A 23,713-nucleotide genomic window follows, 5' to 3' on the forward strand; every position below is an offset into this window, starting at 1 on the left:
GTACGCTGTCGAAGGTGCTCGACGACCGCGCCCGTGCCGCGCCGCGCGTCGTCGGACGGTCGGAGGAGCTCGACCGGATCGACGACATGGTCGAACGTCTTGCCACCGGCCGGGGCGGCGTCGTCGTCCTGGCCGGCCCTCCCGGCATCGGCCTGACGACCCTGCTGCACGAGGCGATCGCCCGGGTCGGCGAGGCGGTGGCGGACGTCCGCGCCGTGCACGTGCCCAGCGGGCTGCTCGACGGCGACGCCGCCGCACTGGCTGCCGTCGCCTCGGGAGGTGGCGCGGAGTCCGTCCGGCGTGCCGCCGGAGTGGCTGCCGCAGCCGCTGCGGCCGCCTCGACCGCCGAGGCACCCGGTGATGCCGGTCTGCCCTTCCTCGACGACCCCGACCTCCTCCGCGGCGCCGTCGAGGCGCTCGGCGCGCTCGGCGCCGAACGCCCCCTCCTGGTCACGGTCGACGACGTGCCGGTGGCGGACCGCTCGGTCTTCGCCGCCCTCACCTCGCTGGCGGCCGGGATCGCGGCCGTGCCGGTCCTGGTGGTGGCCACCAGTCACGTGCTCCCGCGCAGCCGGTACGAGGACAGCCCCGTGGGCCCGCTGTGGGTGCGCCGCCTCCCGCCCCTGACCACCGCCGACGCCGTCGCCCTCGTGCGGGAGGCCACGGGCGGCCGGGTCCCGTGGTCGGTGGCGGCGGCGCTCGGCCAGGGCACCGGGGGCGTCCCGGGCGACCTCCTCGAGGTGTGCGCCCGGCTGGCGCCCGACCAGCTGGCGGGTCTGGACCCGCTGCCCGACCCGCTCCCCGGCACGACCGTCACGACGGCGACCTACCGGCGCTGGTGGGAGTCGCTGGCACCGCGCGCGCGGACGGCGGTGCTGTGCACCGCCGTCGCGGTCACCGCTGGGCGTGGCGCGATCGAGCAGGCTGCCGGGGCGTCGATCGCCGACGTGGCGGGACCCGACGGCGCGCCCGCCCTGCGTGCGGAGCACGGCCGTGTCACCTCGAGGGACCCGCGCCTGCTGTCCGCCGCGTGCGCGCTGAGCCGCCCGGACGAGCTCGACGCTGCGCGGCGCACCCTCGCCGACCGTCTGCCCGTGGACTCGTTCGAACGCCATCGGGAGGTCCTCCGAGCCGGGAGGCCCGTGTCCGCGGACGAGCTGGCCGCGCTCGCCGCGGCCGCCCGCGCCCTCCTGGACCGCGGCAGCTTCGCGGCGGTGAGCTCGCTCGTCGAGGAGGTGGCCGGGGCGGTGGCCCCGGCCACGCCGCCGGTGGACCTGCTCCTGCTCGGTGGCGGGGCAGCCCTGTACCGCGGGCACGCGGGACGTGCCGTCAGCCTGCTCGGCAGCGCCGTCGGGGAGGCGCCCGGCCTGCCGGCCGAGCTGTTCCCCCAGCTCCTGATCGCTGCGAACCACCGGGACCGGACCGTCCCGCACCACCTCGTCGACTCGTGCCTGTCGCGGCTCGGGGCGGAGAGGTCCCGGGACGCCGTCTCGCTCGCCGCGCTGGCCGCCCGCCTGTGCGCCGAGCAGGGGGACCTGTCCGCCGCGCACCGGTACCTCCACCACGCGGAGGCGCAGCTCGCCGACGGGGCCGCCCCTGACGCCGAGCTCGCCGCCGAGCTGGGCCTCGCGCGCGCCATGGTGGAGGGGCGCCCGCCCGCCCCGGGCCGCCGCGACGCCCTGGCCGCGTTCGCCGTCGGGCGCTCCGCCCTGGACGTCACCGGGTGGCATCTCGAGCTGCAGGAGCTCGCGCAGCTGGTCCGCAGCCGCTCCTGGGACCGGGCCCGCGCAGCGATGCCCGACCTGCGCGCGCGCCTGCAGCGGTTCCCGGCGCCGCTGCTCCGGGCGCAGCTGGCGACGCTGTCCGTGCGCTTCCACCTCGCGGTAGGCGAGTACCGCCGCGCGGACGAGGTCGCCGCCTCCGCCGTCGGGGAGGGGCTTCCGCTGCACGTGCCGGCGGCCGGGACCGCCCTGCTGGCACAGGTCTCCTTCCTGCGGGGCCGCCGGAGCGAGGCGGAGAGCTGGCTGGAGGACTTCTCCGAGCTGCAGGGGCCCCAAGACGTGCCGCTCCGGACCGCGGCGCTCCACGAGACCCTCGGCCTGCGCGCGCACCTCGACGGGGACGTTGCCGGGGCGGTGGACCACTACTCGCGGGCGGTGGCCGCAGGTTTCGGCCTCGTCTCGCCGTCGACGGCTCTGGATCTGGTCCACCTCCGGTGGCTGGGCCAGTGGCCGGCGGCGGACCCCGACGAGGTCGAGTCCGGGTCCGGGTCCGGGTCCGGGTCCGGGTCCGGGTCCGGGTCCGGGGGCACCGTCGCCCTCTCCCTCGCCGTGGCCCTGGTGCGGGCCCCGGCCGAGGCGGTCGTGGAGACCGTCGCGACGACGGTCCGCACGGCGCGCACCACGGTGCCCGCTGTTCACGAGGCGCAGCTCCTTGAGCTCTCCGCCGACCGCGTCGCCGCCCTGACGCCGGAGCAGTACGCCCGCCAGGCCCGGTCGTCACCCGGTCTGCCCGCCGAGCGCGACACGTACCGTTCGCAGCTGCTGCGGCGGGCCGGCCAGCTGTACCGGGAGTGCGGGGCGGACGCCCGCGCGGCGGCACCGGACCGCCGGCTCGCCATGCTCCAGCGTCAGGCGGGATCGGCGACGGACCTGCGAAGGCTGACGCCGGACGAGCTGGCGGTCGCGCGCCTGGTGCACCGCGGTTCCTCCAACAAGGAGGTCGCCGGCGCCCTGTACATCTCCGTCCGGACGGTCGAGCTGCGGCTGACCCACGTCTACCGCAAGCTTGGCCTGCGCTCGCGGCGGGAGCTGCGGGCGCTGGGGGCTCTTGCCGCGGAGGAGCCGGTGCCCTAGCTGCGCCTACCCGGTCGCGGCCGCCACCTCCGCCGCCAGGAAGGCGCGCAGCATCGTCGACGACGTGGTGGGGGTGTAGGGCAGGTACACGACCCTGGCCCCGACCTCCCGCATCTCGGCCTCCAGCCGTTCCCCCTTGGCGGTGCCCAGCCAGTCGGTGCCCTTGAAGAGCACGTCGAAGCGGACGGCGCGCCAGGCCACCCGCTTGTCCTGGTCCACGTCGGGCACGACGGCGTCGACGAACCGCAGGCTGGCCACGATCTCCATCCGCTCGGGATGGGGGACCACCGGGTCCCGGCCCTTCATCGCCGTCAGCGCCTCGTCGGTGGTCACGCCGACGACGAGCCTGCGGCACCGTGCCCGGGCGGCCCGCAGGATGTTGAGGTGCCCGATGTGGAACATGTCGAACCCACCGGGCACGTAGCCGACGTCGCCGAGGCTCTCTTCACCCATCGACCGCTCCTCCTGGAGAACCGCCGGGCCGCTCACGGCCCCGCTCCTGCAGGACATCCTTCGCCGCCGGGCGGCCTCCCGCGGCGCGATGCGCTCGTGTGCGGAACCCGTGCGGGGACGTTGCGGACCCGGCGCCGGGCCGGTCGTGCGTCGCGCCCCGCGCCGCTCAGAGAGCCGCCGGCACCGGGAGGAACTCGACCGGCCTCTCCGCCACGCCGAAGTAGTGGCCGACGGCGCCCGCCACCCGGCCGGCGGCCCGGCCGTCCCCGTAGGGGTTCACCGCCCGTGACATCTCCTCGTAGGCGACGCGGTCGGTCAGCAGGGTGGTCACGGCCTCGACGATGACGTCCTCGTCCGTGCCGACCAGCCGCACGGTGCCGGCCTCGACCGCCTCGGGCCGCTCCGTCGTCTCGCGCATCACGAGCACCGGCTTGCCGAGGCTGGGCGCCTCCTCCTGCACCCCGCCGGAGTCGGTGAGGACCACGGTGGACGCCTGCATCGCGTACGCGAAATCCGCGTAGTCCAGCGGCTCCGTGACGACGACGTTGGGCAGCCCGGCGAGCGGCGGCAGGAGCGTCTCGCGCACCACCGGGTTGAGATGGGCCGGCAGGAGGAAGGCGACGTCCGGGAAGCCCCGCGCCAGCCGCGCCAGGGCCGCCGCCGTCCTCGCCATCGGCGCCCCCCAGGACTCACGCCGGTGGCTGGTGACGAGCACCGTCCGCCGGCCGGCGAGCCCGGCCAGCGCCGGGTGCGACGTCGTGAGCTCCCGGGCGACCACGTCGAGCAGGGCGTCGATGACGGTGTTGCCGGTGACGAGCACCGCTGCCGGATCGACCCCCTCGGCCAGCAGGTTGTCCCGGCTGGTCGGCGTCGGCGCGAGGTGCACGGAGGTGATCTGGGTGGTCAGCCGCCGGTTGATCTCCTCCGGGAAGGGGTTGTAGCGGTCCCCGGTGCGCAGCCCGGCCTCCACGTGGAAGACGGGGACATGCTGGTAGAACGCCGCCAGGGCCGCGACGAAGCTGGTGGTGGTGTCGCCCTGGACGACGACGGCGTCCGGCTCCTCCTGCTGCATCACCGCCCCGAGCCCCTCGAGCGCGCGCACGGTGATGCCGCCGAGCGACTGCCTGTCCCTCAGGATCGCGAGGTCGTGGTCGGGGACGATCCCGAACAGCGCGTTCACCTGGTCCAGCATCTGCCGGTGCTGCCCGGTGACCGTCACGATCGGGGTGAGCTGCTCGGTGCGCCCCAGCGCCGTGACCACCGGCGCCATCTTGATCGCTTCGGGTCGGGTTCCGTAGACGACCATCACTCTGAACATGGGCCTGCCCTTACGTTTCTCCGGCCCCCGGGTGGCTGCATCGTGGCACCGATCCGGCCGACGCACGGCCGAACGGGGCGCCCTCCCCGGGCGGTCTACGGCCCGCCGTCCCCGGCCGCCCTCCGCGGCCGCCCTCCGCGGCCGCCCCATCACCCCCGTCCCACCCTCCCCCGTCCCACCGGTTCATGCCGTGAAACGGACCCCGGCCGACCCCGGCTCAATAGTTTCGACGCACACCGGGCCTGGAAAGCGCAGCGCCGGGTCGCCCCGTGGACGCCCGCCGCCGAGCGGGAGATGGAGGGACACTCGATGACCGCCCCGCACCTGACCGTCACGACCCGTCGCGCACGAGCCAGCGTGGCCCAGCTGACGGAGCTCGCCGTGCGCGGCCTGCCCCGGATGTGGGACGAGGACGCGCAGAGCTTCGTGCAGACGATGCGGGGGCTGCCGTCCCCGGACGGCCCCGTGCTGCGCCAGGAGGGCACGAACCTGCGTTACTCGGCGATCGTCGCGCTGGGGACGTCGCGGCTGCGGCCGGCGGAGCAGCGGGAGGCGCTGGGCGGGCGCACCGCCCGCGACCTCACCTCCGTCGTCGCCGCGCAGGCGCTGGACCACCGCGACCCCGGCGCGGTCGCCCTCGCGGCCTGGGCGGTCGCCGAGGTCACCGGCACCCCGGACGAGGCGCTGCTCGACCGGCTGGCGGACCTCCTGGGCAGGGGGACGCCGGTCCCCACCGTCCAGGCGTCGTGGATGCTCACGGCGGCCCTCGCCGCCCCGGGCGCCGCCGCGTCGGGGCGCATCGTCTCCGCCGTCCGCGCCCGGCTGCTCGCCGCGCAGGGCGACCAGGGGATCTTCCCGCACGTCCTGCCGGCCTCCGCGCAGGGGCGCTGGCGTGCGCACGTGGGCTGTTTCGCCGACCAGGTGTACCCGGTCCAGGCACTCGCCCGGCTCGCGACCGCTCGCGACGACGCCGAGGCGCTCGCGGCCGCCAACCGGTGCGCCCGCCGCATCTGCGAGCTCCAGGGACCGGCCGGCCAGTGGTGGTGGCACTACGACGTCCGCGACGGCTCCGTGGTGGAGGGCTTCCCCGTCTACAGCGTCCACCAGCACGCGATGGGGCCCATGGCCCTCATCGAGCTGCGCGGCGCCGGCGGGGAGGACCACATGACCGAGGTGGCACTCGGTCTGTCCTGGCTGCGCACCCATCCCGAGGTCGTCGAGGACCTCGTCGCCGAGGACCTCGCCGTCGTGTGGCGCAAGGTCTACCGGCGCGAGCCCGCCAAGGCCGCCCGCCGCCTCTCGGCCGTGACGACGTCGCTGCGCACCGGCCTGCACCTCCCGGGGCTGGACCGGCTGCTGCCCCCGACCCGGGTGGACCACGAGTGCCGCCCGTACGAGCTCGGGTGGCTCCTCTACGCCTGGCCGGCCGACGACGTCGACCGGTCCGGCGCGGACGTCCGACCTGCCGTCACGGAGGACCGATCATGACCGACCTCGTGCGGGCGACCTCCGCCTCCACCCGCCTCCTCTTCGGCCTGCCCCTGGACGCGGCCACCCGCGCCGACGTCGTCGCCGAGTGCTCCAACGCGCTCAGCGAGCGGCGCAGGCTGCTCATCGGCGTGCTGAACGCCGCGAAGGTGGTGAACCTGCGCCGCGACCCGCTGCTGCGCGACTCGCTGCTCGACTGCGACCTCCTCCTCGCCGACGGCCAGTCGGTGGTGTGGGCGAGCCACCTGCTCGGCTCTCCCCTGCCGGAGCGCGTGGCCGGCATCGACCTCTTCGTCGCCCTCCTCGAGCTGGCGGAGCAGCAGAGCTACAGCGTCTACCTCCTCGGCGCCCGGCGCGAGGTCCTCGACCGTCTGCTCGGCAACCTGGAGGAGCGGTACCCGAACCTGCGGATCGCCGGCGCCCGGGACGGCTACTTCTCCGACGACGAGGCCGCCGACGTCGCCAGGGAGATCCGCGACTCCGGTGCCGACATGCTCTTCCTCGGCATGGTTTCGCCGAAGAAGGAGATCTTCCTGGCCTCGCACGGCTCGACCCTCGGGGTCCCGGTGCTGCACGGCGTCGGCGGGTCGTTCGACGTCCTGGCCGGGATCACCCGTCGGGCGCCGGAGCGCTGGCAGCGGCTGGGCCTGGAGTGGGCGTACCGGCTCCTGCAGGAGCCGCGCCGGATGTGGCGCCGGTACCTGCGGACCAACACCGGGTTCCTGCTGCTCCTCCTGCGCGAGCTGATCCGTCCCGCGGCGCCGCTCCAGCGCGCCGTCCGTTCCTCCTGAGACGAGCCTTCCATGAACCACCGTTTCGACGGCCGCGTGGCCGTCCTGGGCCTGGGCTACATCGGACTGCCGACCGCCGTCGTGCTGGCGACGCGCGGTGTCGACGTGGTCGGCGTGGACGTCAACCCGGCCACCGTCGAGGCCGTCGCGCAGGGCCGGCTGCCTTTCGTCGAGCCGGACCTGGCCACCGCCGTCAGCGGTGCCGTCGCCATGGGCAAGCTGACGGCCACGACGGAGACGCCCGAGGCCGACGCGTACGTCATCGCCGTCCCCACGCCGTTCAACCCGGACCACACCGCCGACCTCAGCTTCGTCCGCATGGCGGTGGAGCAGATCGCGCCGAGGCTGCGAGGCGGGGAGGTCGTGGTGCTGGAGTCGACGTCGCCCCCCGGGACGACGGCGCGGGTGAGCGAGTGGCTCGCGGAGCTGCGCCCCGACCTCACGCTGCCGCACGAGATCCAGGGCGTGCCGGACGTGCACGTGGCGCACGGCCCGGAGCGGGTGCTGCCCGGGCGGATCATGATCGAGATGGTCACCAACGACCGCGTCGTCGGCGGCATCACGCGCCGGTGCGCGGAGCGGGCGGCCGAGATCTACCGCGTGTTCTGCCAGGGCGAGCTGCTGCTCAGCGACGCGTCCAGCGCGGAGATGGCCAAGCTGGTCGAGAACGCCTACCGGGACGTCAACATCGCCTTCGCGAACGAGCTGTCGGTGATCAGCGACGAGCTCCACCTGGACGTGTGGGAGGTGATCCGGCTGGCCAACCGCCACCCCCGGGTCAACATCCTCACCCCGGGGCCGGGCGTCGGCGGGCACTGCATCGCGGTCGACCCGTGGTTCATCGTCGGCTCGGCGCCGGGGACCTCCCGGCTCATCCGGGCCGCCCGGGAGATCAACGACGGCAAGCCGCACCACGTCGCCCAGCAGGTGGTCAACACCGCGGCGCGCTTCCGCGACCCGACGATCGCGTGCCTGGGGATGGCGTACAAGGCGAACATCGACGACCTGCGCGAGAGCCCGGCCGTCGAGGTCATCGAGACCCTCTCCGACACGCTCCCCGAGGTCGAGATCGCCGTGGCGGAGCCCTACGTCAACTCGCTGCCGGAGAAGCTCGCCCAGCGCTCGAACGTCTCGCTGCAGCGCACCGCCAGCGCCGTGGAGAGGTCGGACATCGTCGTGGTGCTGGTGGACCACGACCAGTTCCGCAGCCTCAACCGGTCGCTGCTGGCCGGCAAGGTCGTCTACGACACGCGGGGCATCTGGCGCTGAGTCCTGTCAGCTGGCCGGGCTCCTGCGACGGCCGCACCGGAAAGGTAGCCCGCCCGCACAGCAAGGGAGCCGCACGCCGAGCGTGCGGCTCCCCTCTGCGTGCTGCGCTTTCTTCTGTCTCTTCTTACCTGCCTGCCAGGCCCGCGATCTCCTGGGCGCTCAGGGCGCGGTCGTACAGTCGGACCTCGTCGATCCCGCCGCGGAACTTACGGTTCCCGCCCGGCTCCGCACCGATCCCCAGCCCCAGCGCGTTCGTCGCCACCGCCGCCGGACCCGCCACGGAACCCTGCAGCACCCCGTCGACGTAGAACCGCATCGTCGTCCCGTCGTACGTCCCCGCCAGGTGCACCCACGACCCCAACGCGTGCGCCGACGACGCACTCACCCGGAACCTGTCCCCCGACGTCACCTCGTTGACCCGGAAGAACGCCCGCCCCGTGCTCGACATCGACAGCTCGAACCCGTCCCGCGACCCCACCACGGCCTTCTTCACCACGTACTGCGTCGCCAGCACCTGCGGCCGCACCCACGCCGCCACCGTCATCGCCGCCGATACGTCCAACGAGTCCGCGTCCGGCACCTGCACGTACCCGCCCGAACCGTCCAGCACCAACGACGACCCCGACCGGCCCGGCCCCCACGCCACCGTCCCCTGCACCGTCCCGTCGTTCCCCAGACCCGACGAGTCCGCCACCACCGTCCCCGACCCCTCGTCCAGCAACCACTGCCCCCGCACCCCGGACGGCGCGGGCGCCGGGGCCGTGATCGTCACGGTCATGGTTCCGGGCTCGGACCACAGCTGGCCGTCCCGGACCCGGAACGTGAAGGAGTCCTGCCCGACCGCGCCGGCGGCCGGGACGTAGCGGAACGTTCCCCTGGCCGCGTCGGTCAGCGTCACCGTGCCGAGGTGCGGAGGTGTCACGATCTCGAACTGCAGCGGACCGCCGGAGCTCGAGCCGACCTTGAGCGTCCCGTCGACCGCCGTGCCGGCGGTGGTGCTCACGGAGCCGTCCACCACCACCGGTGCCGCGGGCTGCGGGTCCGGTGCGGGCGCAGACATGAGGGCGGTGATCTCCTGGGGGCTCAGGGCGCGGTCGTACAGTCGGACCTCGTCGATCCCGCCGCGGAACTTACGGTTCCCGCCCGGCTCCGCACCGATCCCCAGGCCCAGCGCGTTCGTGGCCACCGCCGCCGGACCCGCCACCGACCCCTGCAGCACCCCGTCGACGTAGAACCGCATCGTCGTCCCGTCGTACGTCCCCGCCAGGTGCACCCACGACCCCAACGCGTGCGCCGACGACGCACTCACCCGGAACCTGTCCCCCGACGTCACCTCGTTGACCCGGAAGAACGCCCGCCCCGTGCTCGACATCGACAGCTCGAACCCGTCCCGCGAGCCCACCACGGCCTTCTTCACCACGTACTGCGTCGCCAGCACCTGCGGCCGCACCCACGCCGCCACCGTCATCGCCGCCGATACGTCCAACGAGTCCGCGTCCGGCACCTGCACGTACCCGCCCGAACCGTCCAGCACCAACGACGACCCCGACCGGCCCGGCCCCCACGCCACCGTCCCCTGCACCGTCCCGTCGTTCCCCAGACCCGACGAGTCCGCCACCACCGTCCCCGACCCCTCGTCCAGCAACCACTGCCCCCGCACCTCACCGGGCGCCGGGGCGGGATCGGGCTGCGGGTCGGGCTCGGGCGCCGGCCCGGGGTCGCTGCCGAGCACGGTGGACCAGGCCTTCGTCACCGACGAGGCCATGATCATCAGCGACCCGCTGGCGTTCTCCTTGGTGCTGGTGACGTTGTTGAAGTTGCCGGCCATCACGGTGGTGGCCGAGGCGGGGAACGCCAGGTCCTTCGTCGAGGCCGACTTCATGAGGATGTTGTCGAAGTTGGTGCTCTGCGTGTAGATGACGCGGAGGGTCCCGGTCGACTCGTCGAGCTGGACGATGCCCCGGGTCCCGATGTCGTCGATCTCGCGGAGCCCGTCCCAGGTGCCGTTCGGCCGCCGCACGAGCAGGCCGATGACCGGCTCCCCCGGTGTCTCGTACGACGTTTTCACCGCCGCGTAGAGCGTCCCGTCGCTCGCGACGGCGACGTTGAGGTGGTCGTCGGCCATGCCGCCACCGAGGTTGCGGGCGGACTGACCCGCGGGCACCTCGTCGCTCGTCCAGGTGGACGGTGCGGTGCCGTCGGCGTGCGTGCGGAAGCCGAACCGCCGGGTCGCCTGGTTCGACCACAGGACGCCGACCCGTCCGCCCGGCATCGCGGTGACGACCGCGATGTCGTCCTCGGTGATGTCGGACGCCAGCACGACGCGGGAGGAGAAGGAGGTGTACGGCGCGTCCGCGTAGCGCACCTCCACGCTGGTCTGGCTGTCGGACGCCAGCCACATCCGCCCCGTCGAGTCGATGTCGATGGTCGCGGTCTCGCTGCCGGACAGCGCCACGGGCGTCGCGGTGGGCCGCTTGCTCCACGGTTTGTACGTCTTCGCGGCGGCGTCGTACTCCACCGAGACGAGGACGGGCGAGGGTCCGTGCAGCAGGATGTGGGTGACGTCGCCGACGCGCCTGGTGTCCGCGCGCAGGGTCGCGTCGGAGGTGAGGCGCAGGACGTTCGTCCACCCGCCGGCGTCGTGGCGCCAGAGCCAGGTGCCGGCCGGGGAGATGTCGGTCGAGGCGAGCACCGCCCACCACGTGCCGTCGTGGCGCCAGATCTTCGACTGCGGCTTCTCGCCGGTGTTCACCGAGATCGGGAAGCCGCCCTCGACGCCGAGCGCCGCTGCGGTCGGCCCGGCGAGGGCCGACGGCCCGAGGATGGTCGATGCGGGATCGCTGGGCTCCGCCGACGTTGCGGAGGGCCCGGCCGTGCGGGGCTGCGGGCCTGACGGGGTGGGCGCCTGCGCCGTCCAGCCGAGCGTGACGAGGCCGGCGTCCCCTCGCTTGGCCGCCACACGGATGAGGTACGCCTCGCCGGCCTTCGCCGGGAATGTGACCTCGGAGGTGACGACGCTGCCTGCGTCGTCGTCGGTGCGCAGCTGCGTCAGACCGTCGGTCCCGCCGCGCGCGCCCACCTTTCCGGTGAAGACGGTCAGCACGGTGTCGAGCTCGCTGCCGTGGGTGTGGAAGCGGTACGGGCCGGTGGACGGCGCCGTCCAGCGCCACCACAGCTCCGGGACGACGTCGTCCGGCGCCTCGGGACCGGTCGTCGGCGAGAAGTTGGGGGCCACCACGGTCCCGGACTCTCCCTCGAGCGCGACGGCGGCGCCGGTCCCCGAGCCGGCCACGGTCGGGGCACCGGCCGCCAGCACTGCCGGTCCGGCCGGTGCCGACGGCGTGGGGGCAGGACCTTCCGTCGACGGTGCCGCCGGCGCCGCCGCACCGGCCTGTGCCGACGGCGTGGTCGCGGCCGTCTGTGGGGCCCTCGCGGGCTCCGCCGGCGGAGGTGCCGTCGTGGGCTCCGCCGTCGACGAGGCCGTGGGCTCCGCCGTCGGGTCGGCGGTCCCGGCGCCGGCGGGCTGGGCCACGCCGAGCGCGAGGGCGAGCGCGGCGAGCGCCGCCAGAGCGGCCCGTCCGGCGACGTCGATGCTGGGTGGCCCGTGCCGCCGTCGTCCTCGTCGCACCATGGACCGCTCCTCCCGCCGGGCCCCGACGCCGCCGGGGCGCACGCGGCCCACTGCCGCGCGAACGAGTGTCCGGCGGCGAGGTGGCCCCCGCGGGAGAGGTGGCGGGTGAAGCCGGGCCAGGGCCCGGGGTGAGTGAGGGGTGGCCCCCTCAGGCGGTGTGGAGGCGCTGCTGCGCCTTCTCCAGCCCGAGCTGGACGACCTCCTCGACCGCGTCCGCGGCCTCCTCGAGCGTCACGGCCAGGCCGGGACGCTCGACGGCGGAGAAGTCGCGCAGCACGTAGTCCGCGGGGTCCATGCGGCCGGGCGGGCGCCCGATGCCGACCCGCAGCCGCAGGTAGTTCTTGGTGCCGAGCGCGGAGGAGATGGACTTCAGGCCGTTGTGGCCGCCCTCGCCCCCGCCGAGCTTGAGCCGCAGCGTGTCCGCCGGCAGGTCGAGCTCGTCGTGGACGACGAGGAGGCGCTCGGGCGGCACGTCGTAGAACTTCGCCAGGGCTCCGACAGGTCCGCCGGAGACGTTCATGTACGAGGCGGGCTTGGCGAGGATGGCACGCGGGCCGGGTGCGCCGCCCGGCGCGATGCCGAGCCGGCCGTCAAGCACCTGGGCGCGGGCCTTGTGACTGGTGAAGGACCCGTTCATCCGGCCGGCGAGCACGTCGAGGACCATCTGGCCCACGTTGTGGCGGTTGCCGGCGTACTGCTGACCGGGGTTGCCCAGCCCGACGACGAGCCACGGCCCCATGCTGCTCCTCCTTCGAGGGCCCCGCGGCAGCGCGACGGCCCCACATGCACGTCGCGCCCAGGCGTGGCCTGGGCGCGACGGTGGTACGGACCGGGTGGATCAGGCCTCGGACGGCTCGGCGCCCGCGGCGGCACCGGCCTCCGCGGCGGCCTCGTCGGCCTCGAGGTCCTCGGCGCTCGCGCGCGGCACGGAGATGACCACGACGACGGACTCGGGGTCGTCCTCGATGGCGGCGTCCTCCGGGCGCGGGATGTCGGCGACGCGGACGATCGCGCCGTCCTCCAGGCCCTCGATCGGGACCGTGACGGCCTCCGGGATGCGGGTGGCCGGCACGGTGACCGTGAGGGTCATGAGCTCGACCTGGTGGATCGTGCCGGGGGCAGACTCGCCGTCGACGTGCACGGGGACCTCGACGGTGACCTTCTCGCCGGCGCGCACGATGACCAGGTCGAGGTGCTCGATGTGGCGCTTGACCGGGTCGCGCTGGATGTCCTTGACGAGCGCGGTCTGCTCCTTGCCGTCGATGTCGAGGGTCACCAGCGCGTTGGCGTGGTCCTTGACGGCGAGGAAGGTGTCGTGGGAGGGCAGCGCGAGGTGCTGCGGCTCGGCGCCGTGCCCGTACAGGACGGCGGGGATGAGGCCGGCGCGGCGGGTGCGGCGGGCCGCGCCCTTGCCGAACTCGGTGCGGGGGGTTGCGGTCAGCTTGGCGGTGTCGGCCACGGGGTTTCTCCTTGGACGGTGCTTCTCAGTGGGCGGTGGGGCCTCAGCGTGGGACACCGTACGGACGGCGCGACGAGGCGCCACCGCGTCGATCACGGATCCGGAGGCGTGCACGTCACGTGCATCGCCCGGGTGGGCCGCAAGCCCGTCCGGCGTCCCTCGCCGAGGCAACCTGCCCATCCTAACGGGTCCGGAGCGCTGCCGTAACTCGCGGGGTCTCGTCCCGCCCGGACGACGGCGCCCCAGGGACCGCCGTCGTCACGTCGCCGGGGGACTTTCCCCCGGTTCCGCGCGGGAGCCGGCGCGGAACCGGGTGACGAGCGCCACGCGCCGGGTCAGGCACGCTGCTGCTCGACGAACGCGGCGAGGGTGCCGACGGTCTCGAAGATCTCGCCGCTGAAGTCTTCGTCGTCGAGCTCGAAGCCGAAGCGGTCCTCGAGGCTGGTCACGAGCGAGAGCACCGCCAGGGAGTCCAGCTCCGGCATGCTCCCGAAGAGCGGGGTGGTGGCGTCGATGGAGGCCGCGCGGTCCTCGATGCCGAGGGTCTCGACGAGCACGGCGACGACGCCGTCGAGGGTGTCGTCGCTGACGGCGGTGGTGGCGCGCTGGTCGTCGGTGGTCATGGCGTTCTCCTTCTGCGGGGTCATACGAGCACCTCTGCCGGGTGGGGGTGGCCGAGGAAGGCGGTCGGGCTGGCGGTCAGGCCGTACGCGCCTGCCTGGAAGATCGCGACGAGGTCGCCGACCTCCGCGGGTGGCAGGAGCACCTTGTCCCCGAGCAGGTCCAGCGGCGTGCACAGGCAGCCGACCACGGTGACCTCCTCCCCCGGCGCCTCGTCCATGCGGTTGGCGACGGCGAGGGGGTAGTTGCGGCGGATCACCTGCCCGAAGTTCCCCGACGCGGCGAGCTGGTGGTGCAGGCCGCCGTCGACGACGAGGTAGGTCCGTCCACGCGAGACCTTCCGGTCCACGACGCGGGTGACGTACACCCCGGCCTCACCGACGAGGTAGCGGCCGAGCTCGAGAACGACGCGCGCGTCCGGCAGGTTCGGCTCCAGGCGCTCGGTCATCAGGTCGGCGAGGTTCGCCCCGACGGCGGGCAGGTCGAGCGGGGAGTCCTTGTCGAAGTACGGGATGCCGAACCCCCCGCCGAGGTTGACGTAGCGCACGGGCCAGGGTGTGCGCCCGGCCAGGGAGAGGACGAGGTCGACGGTGCGGCGCTGCGCCTCGGCGAGGATTTCGGCACTGAGGTTCTGGGAGCCGGCGAAGACGTGGAAGCCGAGCAGCTCGACGTCCGCGGCCGCGAGCTCGGCGAGGAGCGCGGGCACCTGCTCGACGTCGACGCCGAACTGCTGGGGCCCGCCGCCCATGCGCATGCCCGAGCCCTTGATCTGGAAGTCGGGGTTCACCCGGATCGCCGCCCGTGGCCGGACGCCGAGCCGCTCCCCCGCCCGGACCACCCGGCGCGCCTCGGTGGCGGACTCCATCTCGAGGGTGACGCCCGCCGCGACGGCCTGGAGGATCTCCGCCTCCGTCTTGCCCGGGCCGGCGAAGCTCACGCGCGACGGCGGCATCGGTGTGTCCAGGGCGGTGCCCATCTCGAGCGCGGACGCGACGTCGAGCGAGTCCACCAGCGTGGCCAGGTGCTGGACGACGGCGGGCATCGGGTTGGCCTTGACGGCGTAGCTGAGCTGGACCTGCTGCGGCAGGTTCTCGCGCAGCAGCTGGACCCGCCGGGTGATGAGGGCGCGGTCGTAGGCGAAGAACGGGGTGGCGCCGACCCGCTGGGCGAGCCGCTCGACGGGGACGCCGCCGACGGTGAGCTGCCCGCCGGCGGTGCCGAACGCGGCGACGGTCTCGCGATAGGTGACGGTGGGGGCGCTCATGCCAGCTCCTCGCGCAGCAGGTTGCGGTCGAACTTGCCGTTGGGCGACCGGGGGATCTCGGGCCGGACGAGCACCTGCGACGGGACCATGTACAGCGGCAGCCGCCGCCGCAGCACCTCGAGGAGCGACGCCTCCGTGAGCCCGTTCGAGCCCGTGGGGGTGGCGACCAGGACGATCTTCTGGCCCAGCCGCGCGTCCTCGACCCCGAGGGCGACGGCGTCGCGGACCATGCCGGTGGCGTAGGCGACCTCCTCCACCTCGGCGGGGCTGACCCGGTAGCCGCTCGTCTTGATCATCTCGTCGCGCCGCCCGACGAAGTAGAGGAAGCCCTCCTCGTCGGCCACGACCGTGTCCCCCGACCAGACGGCGACCTCGCGGGAGCCCGGCGGGCGCCCCGGGGCGGGCCGGAACCGCTCGGCGGTGCGCTCGGGGTCGCCCCAGTAGCCCTGGGCGACGAGCGCGCCGCGATGCACGAGCTCGCCCTCCTCCCCCGGCGCGCACCGGGTGCCGTCGGGCCGGACCACGAGGATCTCCGCGTTGGGGATCGCCCGGCCGATGGAGTCGGGGCGACGGTCCACCTCGCCGGGGTCGAGGTAGGTGGACCGGAACGCCTCGGTGAGGCCGTACATGAGGAACGGCCGGGCGCCCGGGAAGATGCTCCGGAGCCGGTCGAGGGTCACCCGCGGCATCCGGCCGCCCGTGTTGGCGAAGTACCGGAGGTGACGCGTGGCCTCCTCGGGCCAGTCGTGCTCGGCGAGCTGGATCCACAGCGGCGGCACGCACGTCAGGCCCGTGACGCGGTGGCGCGCGCACGCCCGGACGACGTCGCGGGGCAGCAGGTAGTTGACGAGCACGACGTGCGCCCCGACGGCGAAGGCCGTGGTGAGCTGGCTGAAGCCGGCGTCGAAGCTCAGCGGCAGGGCGGAGAGGATCACGTCGCCGGAGTCGTTGCCGAGATAGTGGCTGACGCTCTCGGCGCCGACGAGGAGGTTGCGGTGGCTCAGCACCACCCCCTTGGGCCGCCCGGTGCTGCCGGAGGTGTAGAGGATCGCGGCGACGTCGTGATCGATCGGCTGGGGCGCGGACGCGGGAGCCACCCGGCCGAGCAGGTCGCTCCACCGGTGGACCTCGTAGGCCGCCCCCGGCCCGCCGTCGTGCGAGACGTCGGCTCCCCCGTCGGCGCCCCCCACCAGGACGACGTGCTCCAGCGCCGCGCAGCCGGCGAGCTCGGCCTCGAGCTGCGCGAGGCGCTCGGGCGAGGTGACCAGCACGCGAACGTCGCAGTCGGCGAGGATGTAGGCCACCTGCGGCGCACGCAGGAGCGGGTTGACCGGCACGAAGGCACCGCCGGCTGCCGAGGCGCCGAAGATCGCCGCGACCGTCTCGACGCGCTTGTCGAGGTAGACCGCGACGCGGTCCTCCCGCCCGAGCCCCAGGGCCAGGAGCCCGCCGGCGACCGCGCGCACCTGCTGCCACAGGTCGCCGTAGCTGACGGTGGTGTCCTTGAAGGACACCGCCGGGGCCTCCGCCCGGCGGCCGGCCTGCTCCCGGAGCAGGTCGTGCAGGCTCGTCCTCATCGTCACTCCCGTTCCTCCTGCGGTGCTCACCACGGCACGCAGGTGAGCTCGCTGTAGAGGTAGTCGATCTGGTCCGGGCGCAGCGTCGGGCTGCGGAACATCTTGGGCCGCGCCCTCCTCAGCGGGACCGAGGCGGCCGGCCGGTAGCCGAGGACCCGCCGCTCGGCGAGCGTCAGGGCGGCGCCCTGGGTGAGCAGGTGCGCGAAGACGTGCCGGTCGGCGTCTCGGAAGACCTCCCGGTCGCCGACGTGGAGGATCGAGGCGAACAGCGGCAGGTTCTTGCGCCGGTCCCGGCGGAAGATGACGTGGCAGGGCCGGCCGTCCCTGACGACGACGAGGTGGCGGGCCGCCGCGGCGCCGGCGTGGTCGCGGTAGATCTGCAGGGCCCGCCCGGTGAGCGTGGCCTCGATGTCCGCCCGCCGGGTCAGCAGCCGCACCGTGCGCGACGGCGGCCAGGGCAGGTTGGGGACGAGGTCGGTGGTGGTGTCCAGCGTCGTGAACTTCAGCCGGGTGTTGACCTCGACGACGTTTCCGCTCGGGGAGAGGTCCGTGAAGTGGTACCCCTGCTGGCGCAGCGCGGCCCGCAGCAGTCGCAGCCCGTGCACCCGGTGCTCGTCCGCGACGCACCACGCCGCGAGGTTGCAGAACCGTTCCGTCCGGCCCTCGATGAGCCGCTCCGAGTAGAAGGCGAGGTACGCCCCGACGATCTCGTCGCCCGCCCGCAGGAGGAACCCGTGGTTGGGCCGGTCCTTGACGGACCAGGGCGGCACGAGCGCATCGGCCCACGCGCGGGCGTCCAGCCGGGGGTTGAGGTGGGCGTGCAGGAACCGACCCACCGCGGCCACGTCCGCCGCCTGGATGGGGCCCAGCTCCACAGGTGGACCGACCGGCATGCGGCCAAGGTACGGCGCGCACCGGCCCGCCCGTGGGGAAACGGCGGCCCGTCGTCCGGCCGCCCGGCCCGACGACGACGGAGCTCGTCCGCCGCGCGCTGCGGCGTCCCGCGCTCACGTCAGAGCGGGTCGCCAGTGTCGTCCCAGACGTTGCCGCTGAGGAGGCTGATCCCCTCGTCGCCGTCGTCCGTGGTGATCGGCCCCCACGCGGCGTGGCCGCCGGGGGGCGCCCCGTAGAAGCGGTTGTCGACGATGCGGATGTCGTCCAGCACGTTGGAGTCGACGGCCGTGGCGTAGAGGGTGTAGCTGCCGCCGCCGAGCCAGTTGCCACGGATCTCGACGTTCTCGATGTCGCTCCAGTGGGCGGTGATGTTGATGGCGCCGGTGTCCTCGAGCCAGTTCCCGTCCGGGTCGGTCAGAACGATGTTGTTGCCCCACAGGTTCGAGTCGCTGCCGTAGTAGATCTCGACGCCGTCGAAGTGGGGGTCGTCCGCCTCCGGCAGCCCCCGGAACCCCTCGATGAAGTTCGCCTGCACCACCGTCCCGCCGCCCATGGTGATGGCGTTCTCGAAGCCGTGGATGTGGTTGCCGCAGACCACCGCGTCCTGCGCCGCGATCGCGACGTAGCCGCCGTCGTCGGTGCGGATCTCGTTGTGGAGGATCTTCGTCCCCGTCACGCCTTCCTCGTAGGTGATCCCGTACCAGTCGGTCACGGTGATCCGGCTGTTCTGGATGGTCACGTCGTCGGCCGCGACGACGACCCCGCCGGTGATGTCCATGGCGTCGACCACCTCGCCGGGGATGTCGAGCACCAGGCTGCCCGACTTCCGCAGCCTCGTGCCCTCCGGGACCCCGGTGTTCTCCGCCGTCGGCCTGGCGTCGGGGAGGGCGGGGAACTCCTCGCAGAACCCGGACCCGGGGGTGTCGGCCGGGGGGCGGGGCATCGGGACGTTCACGACGGGGGTGCAGGCGGCGAGCCCGGCGGCGAGGGCGGCGGCGCACACGGCGGGCACGGCGCGCCGCGTCCGGCGGCGGGCACGGCCCGCGCGGTCATGGCTGGCACGGGCACGGGTGACGAGCACTCCCACCTGGCGCTCCTTCCTGCACGACGGCGGTGCCACCGCATCGCCGGCCGAGCGTTCCTTCGCGTTGTGCGTCCCGCGACGGTGAGGGCCGCCGGGCGGGCCACGGTGACGGGCCGGGCCGTGCGCCCCAGTCTGCCGTCGGGCGCGAGGTGCCCGTGGGCGAACGGCGGGGCGGGCCGCGACAACCGGGCGGCGGCGTCCCCAAAACGGCCTGGCACCGCGGTGAGCCTGCCTATCCTGCCTGCAACCCGGCCGTCGGAGGCCGGCCCACGAAGGAGCGGGCATGGGTGCTCACGACGGCTCGGCCGGAAGCACAACGGACGTCGCCTCGCAGGCGGGCGGGGCCGCTCCGCCGCCGGAGACCTCCATGCCGGCCCCGCCGCCGCGGACCTCCATGGCCACCGAGCCGGGGTTCGCCGAGCGGGTCCGCATGCGGGCGGTCGGCATGTACCGGAACGCGACCACCGCGCGCCTCCGGCAGCCGTCGTTCACGTACAAGAGCCGGGAGGCCGCGCGGGTCCGGCGCCTCATGCGCGAGCTCGGCGTGAAGGACCCCGCGTTCGAGGTGGACGGCAAGGACGATCTGCACGCCTGGGCCCGAAGCTTCGGCGTGCGCACCCCGCGCCTGCTCGCCGTCCACGAGCACGTGCGGGAGATCGACTGGTCCGCGCTCCCCGACCGGTTCGTCCTCAAGCCGACCCGCGGCGCGTCCAGCGCCGGCGTCCTTCTGCTCACCCGCCGGGGAGGCGATTGGCTCGACCTCGTCACGGGGCGCGACCTGACCGAGCAGGGCGTCGTCACGGAGCTGGAGTCCCTCGCCGCACGCAAGGAGGTGTCCGCCGCGGTCCTCCTGGAGGAGCTGATCGAGGATCCCCGCTTCCCGGGCGCCCAGCCCCCGGACTACAAGGTCTCGACGTTCTTCGGGCGCATCGGCTTCATCGAGGCGAAGTCGCACGGGTACGCGGACGGCAGGCCGGTGGCCCGGTGGCGCGTGTTCGGCCCGGACTGGACCGACCTGGGGAACGGTTTCAACGACGAGCAGGACCACACCATCCCTCCGCCGCTCCACGCCGAGGAGCTCCTCGAGGTGGCCGCGCGCGTCAGCGCGGCCATCCCGCGCCCGTACCTGCGCGTGGACATGCTCGACAGCGCGGACGGCCCGGTGCTCGGGGAGATCACGCCCGAGCCGGGCAACGATCCTGTCGCCCGCTCCGGGCTGGACCGTCCTCTCGGAGAGCTCTGGGAGGACGCCGAGGCCCGGCTGAAGGTCAGGGCCGCGCGCGCCGGGTTCCTCTCGCCGGCGCACGAGCCGCTGCCCGAGGGACTGGTGGGTCGCTGAGGGTCGGGCGGCGGCGCCGCCCGGTGGGCGGCCTTGCCCCGTGGGGGGCCTTGCCCGGTGGGCGGCCTTGCCCCGTGGGGGGCCTTGGCCCGTGGGCGGGCCTTGCCCCGTGGGCGGGCTACCGCCCGATGGGCAGGCCCCTCACCGGCCGGTGGCGAACCGCCCGAGGTGGACCGCCGTCCGCAGTGCCCGTACGTAGCTGAAGGCGGCGGCGTAGCGCACCTTGTCGGCCGCCCGTGCAGGAGCCGGCCGCGACCCGTCCCACACCCGCAACCAGATCGTCACGCCGCCGCGGGCCTCGTTCACGGCGCGGCCGAGCGCGTGCCGGCGCCCCTGGTGGGCGTTGCGGTCCGCGATGCCGTTGGCCACCCGCAGCGTCTTGCGCCCCAGCTCCTGCCAGGTGCTGCGGGCCGGGTGGTTCACCACGGTGTCGTCGTCGTAGACCAGGCGGGCGCCGGAACGGCCCAGCCGGGTGCCGAAGTCGAGGTCGCCCCCGGACTGCAGGCTCGCGTCGAACGGGCCGACCCGGGCGAGGGTGGCGGCGTCGACGAAGAGGTTCGCCGTGGCCGCGAACGACCACTCCTCCACGTACTTGCGCTGCTGGAACTCGTTGTACGCCTCGAAGTGCTCGGGCCCGGACCGCGGCCGCGGTCCGTGGTCGAAGAAGATCCGGATGGCGCCGCCCACGGCGTCGGGCCGAGGGTCCGCCCGCAGCGCCGCGACACCCCGGCTGAGCCAGTCGGGCGCGGGCAGGCAGTCGCTGTCCGTGAAGGCGACGACGGAGCCGCGCACCAGCGGCAGCGCCGTGTTCCGTGCCGCGTACGACCCGCGGCGCTCCTCGTGGAGCAGCTGGAATCGTTCGTCGTCGGGCATGGCCGCGGACTGGTCCTGGTCGGAGTTGTTGTCCACGACGAGCACCTCGTACCGGTCGGCCGGGTAGTCCTGGGCCGCGAGCGCGTCCAGGCACAGCCGCAGCCGGTCGACGTCGTTGTACACGGGGATCACCACCGACACGAACGGCCGGTCGTGGCGGGGCTCGTGCTCCGTCCCGACGGCGGGCGCGGGGCTCTCCGTGCCGACCGCGGTCGCAGGGCTCTGCGTCCCGACGGCGGTCGCGGGGCTCTGCGTCCCGACCGCGCCTGCGTGCTCGTTCATGCCTTGATCCCTTCGGTGCGGACCCCCGGACCTGCGATGTCGAGCTGCTGCTGCCTCGTCGTCCCCGCCCGCACCAGCACGAGCGCGCGCCGGCGCGCCCACTGCCGCTGGTGGCGCCCGAGGAACCGACGGGTCCGGCGCGCCAGGCCGAGTCCCTCGTCGACGGCGGAGCGCGCGACCCGCCGCGGCGTGCCCGCGACCCAGCGCAGGCGGTACAGCGTCCGCCTGCCGTGCTGCAGCCACACCGGGTCCTCGAGCAGCGCGTCGAGGCTCAGCCCCACGAAGGGGTACCACCGCGCGGCGTACGAGATCTCCCCGTAAGGCACGTCTCCGTCGAAGTCCTCGGGCACCCCGGCGAAGGCGTAGATGGACGGGAACTCGGGCGGCTCGCCGTCGTAGCGGTGGTAGAACTCCAGGTCCACCACCTTCAGGCCGTGCTCGGGGTCGAGGAGGAAGTTCTGGGGCTTGGCGTCGATGAGGTCGGCCCCGCGGGCGTGGACCTGACGCAGGACCTCGACCATCTGCCGGGCGTGCCGCAGCGGCACCAGGGAGCCGTCGGGACGGTCCGGGATCCGCAGGACGTTGCGGTAGTACGGCAGGGAGAACCAGTTCTCGCCGGTGGCGAGCAGGCGGGGCACGGCGGGCACGTGGGCCCCGAGCTCGCGCAGGGCCCGGACCTCCCGCTCGAGGTGACGCACAGCGTGGGCGCCGAAGGTCTTGCGGACCTCCTGCCCCCCGCCGTTGTCGACCAGCTCCACCTTCGCCCGCCTGCCACGGCTGAGCACCGACACCACGGGCACCGTCGTCCGGTAGGCGTCCTTGCGCCCGCGCACGACGGCGGCCAGCTCCTCGAGCCGGTGCGGCAGCGCGGCCGCGAGGTACTCCCAGGCCTCGTCCTCGTCGTCGGAGGAGTGCACCGGGTTGAACGCCTCCCGCTCGCCGACAGCCGCGAGGACATGGTCGCGCAGCACGTTCTTGGCCAGCAGGACGTCGGAGTTCGTCAGCCTCGGGTACCGGGCAGCCACCACCGGGTCGGGCGGGCGGGGCCCGTAGTGCAGGGCGACGACGGCGCGCACCGGCTCGCCGCCGCTGACCGCGAACGGGCCGCGCCCCCAGTTCCCGCCGCGCACCGCGCGGGTGCACCGGGCGCGGGCGGCGGGGTCGAGCGCGTCCGCGGCCAGCACCTCGAACTCCAGGCCGGCCAGCACCGAGAGCACGTCGGCCGTCCCCAGCACCGACTCGGCGCGCTCGCGCACGAAGAAGACGGCCAGCTCGGGGAGCTCTGCCTCCGCGGCGTTCTCGTGGCGGCCGTGATCGTGGCCGCCGGTCTCGTGGGCGCCGTGCTCGTGGCTGCCGATCTCCTCCCCGCCGCTCTCCGGCGAGGCGCTCCCGTGCCGGAGACGACGGCGCAGCCACGCGTTGTCCTCCGCCAGCCGGCGCAGGGTGTCGGGCGAGGGTTTCCAGCCCACGCGCTGCAGGTGGGCGTCGACCCCCTCGAGCGTGAGGTCGAGGTCCACGTGCTGCGCAGCGGCCACCCGGCCCAGCGCCGAGACGTAGTCGTGCTCCGGGTCCGCCGCGGTCGCGGTGAGCCTGGACGGCAGTCCCGAGCGCTCCCCCTTGTGGTACGCGGCGTGGTACGCGAGCGAGGCGAGGTGGTCCCCGGGGGCGGGCACCCGGTAGCCGCTGGCGTGGACGGTCGCCCGGTCGAGCAGGCCGCGGGCGAGGTCGGGCGGGTAGTAGGCGACGCCGCGGAAGTCCGAGCCCGGCAGGCCGGACTCGCTGTACAGGTCGACCGGGATGGTGCCCGGCTCGCGGGCGAGGACGGCGCGGAAGGTCTCGAGGTCGTCGTCGGCCACGAGCATGTCCAGGTCCTCACCGGGGGCGAGGTCGGGCAGGGCCTCGAACCAGCGCAGCACGGCGTAGTGCACGCCGGCGTCGTCCAGGAGCCGGGGCAGGCCCGCCACGCCGACGACCTCGGAGAGGTAGCACCGGGTCCGGGGCCGCGGCGGCGTCGTCAGCTCGACGACGTCGAAGTCGGCGCCACCGCAGCGGTGCCGGCCGAGGTCGGTGGCGTCACCGGTCAGCCGGGCGGCGAGCCGGGCGGCGCGCAGCTCCGCCCGCGCACCGGGGGTGACCTCGACCGCGACGTACCGGGCGGACAGGTCGCGCACCGCCCAGGCGAGCCGGACGTACGGCTCGCGCAGGACCAGCACGTCGGTGGAGCAGCGCTGCGCGACCTCGGGGCCCGCCAGCGGGTGCAGGCGGTCCTCCCGGCCCGGCGACCGCCGTCGGACGTCCTCGAGGGAGCCGGGCTCGACGAGGCCGAGGTAGCGGCGGAACCCGGCCGCGGCGAGCGCCTCGGCCAGGCGGGGCGAGGACGCGCCCAGCTCGAGGACGCGGGTGTCCTCGGAGAACAGCGCCGTCAGCTCCATGCCCGGAACTGTAGGTGCGGGCGCCGGGACGAAACCGGGCTTTGCCCACCTGATTTCGTCTCCGGTCGGCCGCTCGGTTCGCC

17 protein-coding genes are annotated in these 23,713 nt (G+C 74.4%); 5 read left to right on the forward strand and 12 right to left on the reverse strand.

The features are described from left to right. Nucleotides 1–14: 14 nt before the first annotated feature. Nucleotides 15–2,855 carry a helix-turn-helix transcriptional regulator gene (locus ATJ97_RS06465; protein WP_098483035.1) on the forward strand — a complete coding sequence of 947 codons (2,841 nt, stop codon included), beginning with the start codon at nt 15–17 and terminating at the stop codon, nt 2,853–2,855. Nucleotides 2,856–2,861: 6 nt separating this feature from the next. On the opposite strand, the gene ATJ97_RS06470 is transcribed toward ATJ97_RS06465, so the two are convergent. Next, entirely contained in the window at nt 2,862–3,308 is a 447-nt protein-coding gene (locus ATJ97_RS06470) for an FAD synthase family protein (RefSeq protein WP_098485280.1), read from the reverse strand. 166 nt (nt 3,309–3,474) lie between these two features. After that, nucleotides 3,475–4,626 carry a non-hydrolyzing UDP-N-acetylglucosamine 2-epimerase gene (gene wecB, locus ATJ97_RS06475; protein WP_098483036.1) on the reverse strand — a complete coding sequence of 384 codons (1,152 nt, stop codon included), beginning with the start codon at nt 4,624–4,626 and terminating at the stop codon, nt 3,475–3,477. 309 nt (nt 4,627–4,935) lie between these two features. Between wecB and ATJ97_RS06480 the strand changes: the two genes are divergently transcribed. Genes ATJ97_RS06480 through wecC form a run of 3 tightly spaced genes read left to right on the forward strand, consistent with a single transcriptional unit; the run spans nt 4,936 to nt 8,174 of the window. Beyond that, nucleotides 4,936–6,114 (forward strand): hypothetical protein, encoded by a 1,179-nt coding sequence (locus tag ATJ97_RS06480; RefSeq protein ID WP_098485281.1) that lies wholly within the window; start codon nt 4,936–4,938, stop codon nt 6,112–6,114. Continuing rightward, nucleotides 6,111–6,905 (forward strand): WecB/TagA/CpsF family glycosyltransferase, encoded by a 795-nt coding sequence (locus tag ATJ97_RS06485; RefSeq protein WP_098483037.1) that lies wholly within the window; start codon nt 6,111–6,113, stop codon nt 6,903–6,905. The genes ATJ97_RS06480 and ATJ97_RS06485 overlap by 4 nt, the downstream gene beginning before the upstream one ends. A gap of 12 nt (nt 6,906–6,917) precedes the next feature. Beyond that, complete coding sequence (wecC, locus tag ATJ97_RS06490; protein WP_098483038.1) at nt 6,918–8,174, forward strand: UDP-N-acetyl-D-mannosamine dehydrogenase; 1,257 nt, start codon at nt 6,918–6,920, stop codon at nt 8,172–8,174. A gap of 124 nt (nt 8,175–8,298) precedes the next feature. On the opposite strand, the gene ATJ97_RS06495 is transcribed toward wecC, so the two are convergent. From ATJ97_RS06495 to ATJ97_RS06530, 8 genes are all read right to left on the reverse strand, one after another. After that, a complete protein-coding gene (locus ATJ97_RS06495; protein ID WP_170037168.1) occupies nt 8,299–11,805 on the reverse strand; it encodes a LamG-like jellyroll fold domain-containing protein in 3,507 nt (1,168 codons plus the stop codon). Between the two features lie 148 nt (nt 11,806–11,953). Then, entirely contained in the window at nt 11,954–12,544 is a 591-nt protein-coding gene (pth, locus tag ATJ97_RS06500) for an aminoacyl-tRNA hydrolase (protein WP_098483040.1), read from the reverse strand. A gap of 99 nt (nt 12,545–12,643) precedes the next feature. Next, nucleotides 12,644–13,264 carry a 50S ribosomal protein L25/general stress protein Ctc gene (locus ATJ97_RS06505; RefSeq protein WP_245862207.1) on the reverse strand — a complete coding sequence of 207 codons (621 nt, stop codon included), beginning with the start codon at nt 13,262–13,264 and terminating at the stop codon, nt 12,644–12,646. Nucleotides 13,265–13,599: 335 nt separating this feature from the next. After that, nucleotides 13,600–13,911: an acyl carrier protein gene (locus ATJ97_RS06510; protein WP_245862208.1), complete on the reverse strand. Its 312-nt coding sequence runs from the start codon at nt 13,909–13,911 to the stop codon at nt 13,600–13,602. Then, the gene (locus ATJ97_RS06515; protein ID WP_098483042.1) at nt 13,908–15,149 is read right to left on the reverse strand and encodes a pyridoxal-dependent decarboxylase, exosortase A system-associated; all 1,242 of its coding nucleotides are present in this window, start codon (nt 15,147–15,149) and stop codon (nt 13,908–13,910) included. The genes ATJ97_RS06510 and ATJ97_RS06515 overlap by 4 nt, the downstream gene beginning before the upstream one ends. After that, the gene (locus ATJ97_RS06520; RefSeq protein WP_098485283.1) at nt 15,146–16,726 is read right to left on the reverse strand and encodes an acyl-CoA ligase (AMP-forming), exosortase A system-associated; all 1,581 of its coding nucleotides are present in this window, start codon (nt 16,724–16,726) and stop codon (nt 15,146–15,148) included. Before ATJ97_RS06520 ends, ATJ97_RS06515 begins: the two co-directional genes overlap by 4 nt. A gap of 26 nt (nt 16,727–16,752) precedes the next feature. Next, nucleotides 16,753–17,619 (reverse strand): hypothetical protein, encoded by an 867-nt coding sequence (locus tag ATJ97_RS06525; RefSeq protein WP_211287068.1) that lies wholly within the window; start codon nt 17,617–17,619, stop codon nt 16,753–16,755. Nucleotides 17,620–17,738: 119 nt separating this feature from the next. Continuing rightward, on the reverse strand, nt 17,739–18,707 hold the full coding sequence (locus ATJ97_RS06530; RefSeq protein WP_170037171.1) for a right-handed parallel beta-helix repeat-containing protein: 969 nt from the start codon (nt 18,705–18,707) through the stop codon (nt 17,739–17,741). A gap of 280 nt (nt 18,708–18,987) precedes the next feature. Between ATJ97_RS06530 and ATJ97_RS06535 the strand changes: the two genes are divergently transcribed. Then, nucleotides 18,988–20,043 (forward strand): ATP-grasp fold amidoligase family protein, encoded by a 1,056-nt coding sequence (locus ATJ97_RS06535; RefSeq protein ID WP_098483044.1) that lies wholly within the window; start codon nt 18,988–18,990, stop codon nt 20,041–20,043. A 141-nt stretch (nt 20,044–20,184) separates the two neighbouring features. Here ATJ97_RS06535 and ATJ97_RS06540 read toward each other — a convergent pair whose 3' ends face one another. Both ATJ97_RS06540 and ATJ97_RS06545 read right to left on the reverse strand, forming a co-directional pair. After that, nucleotides 20,185–21,198: a glycosyltransferase family 2 protein gene (locus tag ATJ97_RS06540; protein WP_098483045.1), complete on the reverse strand. Its 1,014-nt coding sequence runs from the start codon at nt 21,196–21,198 to the stop codon at nt 20,185–20,187. Further along, on the reverse strand, nt 21,195–23,630 hold the full coding sequence (locus ATJ97_RS06545) for a hypothetical protein (protein WP_098483046.1): 2,436 nt from the start codon (nt 23,628–23,630) through the stop codon (nt 21,195–21,197). Before ATJ97_RS06545 ends, ATJ97_RS06540 begins: the two co-directional genes overlap by 4 nt. Nucleotides 23,631–23,713 lie beyond the last annotated feature (83 nt).

It is taken from the genome of Georgenia soli (assembly GCF_002563695.1).
Lineage (GTDB): Bacteria > Actinomycetota > Actinomycetes > Actinomycetales > Actinomycetaceae > Georgenia > Georgenia soli.

Coding starts and splice junctions, on each gene's coding strand:
- ATJ97_RS06545 (WP_098483046.1), bottom strand. CDS start 23,630: ATGGAGCTGACGGCGCTGTTCTCCGAGGACACCCGCGTCCTCGAGCTG.
- ATJ97_RS06480 (WP_098485281.1), top strand. CDS start 4,936: ATGACCGCCCCGCACCTGACCGTCACGACCCGTCGCGCACGAGCCAGC.
- ATJ97_RS06485 (WP_098483037.1), top strand. CDS start 6,111: ATGACCGACCTCGTGCGGGCGACCTCCGCCTCCACCCGCCTCCTCTTC.
- ATJ97_RS06535 (WP_098483044.1), top strand. CDS start 18,988: ATGGGTGCTCACGACGGCTCGGCCGGAAGCACAACGGACGTCGCCTCG.
- ATJ97_RS06520 (WP_098485283.1), bottom strand. CDS start 16,726: ATGAGGACGAGCCTGCACGACCTGCTCCGGGAGCAGGCCGGCCGCCGG.
- ATJ97_RS06495 (WP_170037168.1), bottom strand. CDS start 11,805: ATGGTGCGACGAGGACGACGGCGGCACGGGCCACCCAGCATCGACGTC.
- ATJ97_RS06470 (WP_098485280.1), bottom strand. CDS start 3,308: ATGGGTGAAGAGAGCCTCGGCGACGTCGGCTACGTGCCCGGTGGGTTC.
- ATJ97_RS06515 (WP_098483042.1), bottom strand. CDS start 15,149: ATGAGCGCCCCCACCGTCACCTATCGCGAGACCGTCGCCGCGTTCGGC.
- wecC (WP_098483038.1), top strand. CDS start 6,918: ATGAACCACCGTTTCGACGGCCGCGTGGCCGTCCTGGGCCTGGGCTAC.
- ATJ97_RS06510 (WP_245862208.1), bottom strand. CDS start 13,911: ATGACCCCGCAGAAGGAGAACGCCATGACCACCGACGACCAGCGCGCC.
- wecB (WP_098483036.1), bottom strand. CDS start 4,626: ATGTTCAGAGTGATGGTCGTCTACGGAACCCGACCCGAAGCGATCAAG.
- ATJ97_RS06525 (WP_211287068.1), bottom strand. CDS start 17,619: ATGCCGGTCGGTCCACCTGTGGAGCTGGGCCCCATCCAGGCGGCGGAC.
- ATJ97_RS06540 (WP_098483045.1), bottom strand. CDS start 21,198: ATGAACGAGCACGCAGGCGCGGTCGGGACGCAGAGCCCCGCGACCGCC.
- pth (WP_098483040.1), bottom strand. CDS start 12,544: ATGGGGCCGTGGCTCGTCGTCGGGCTGGGCAACCCCGGTCAGCAGTAC.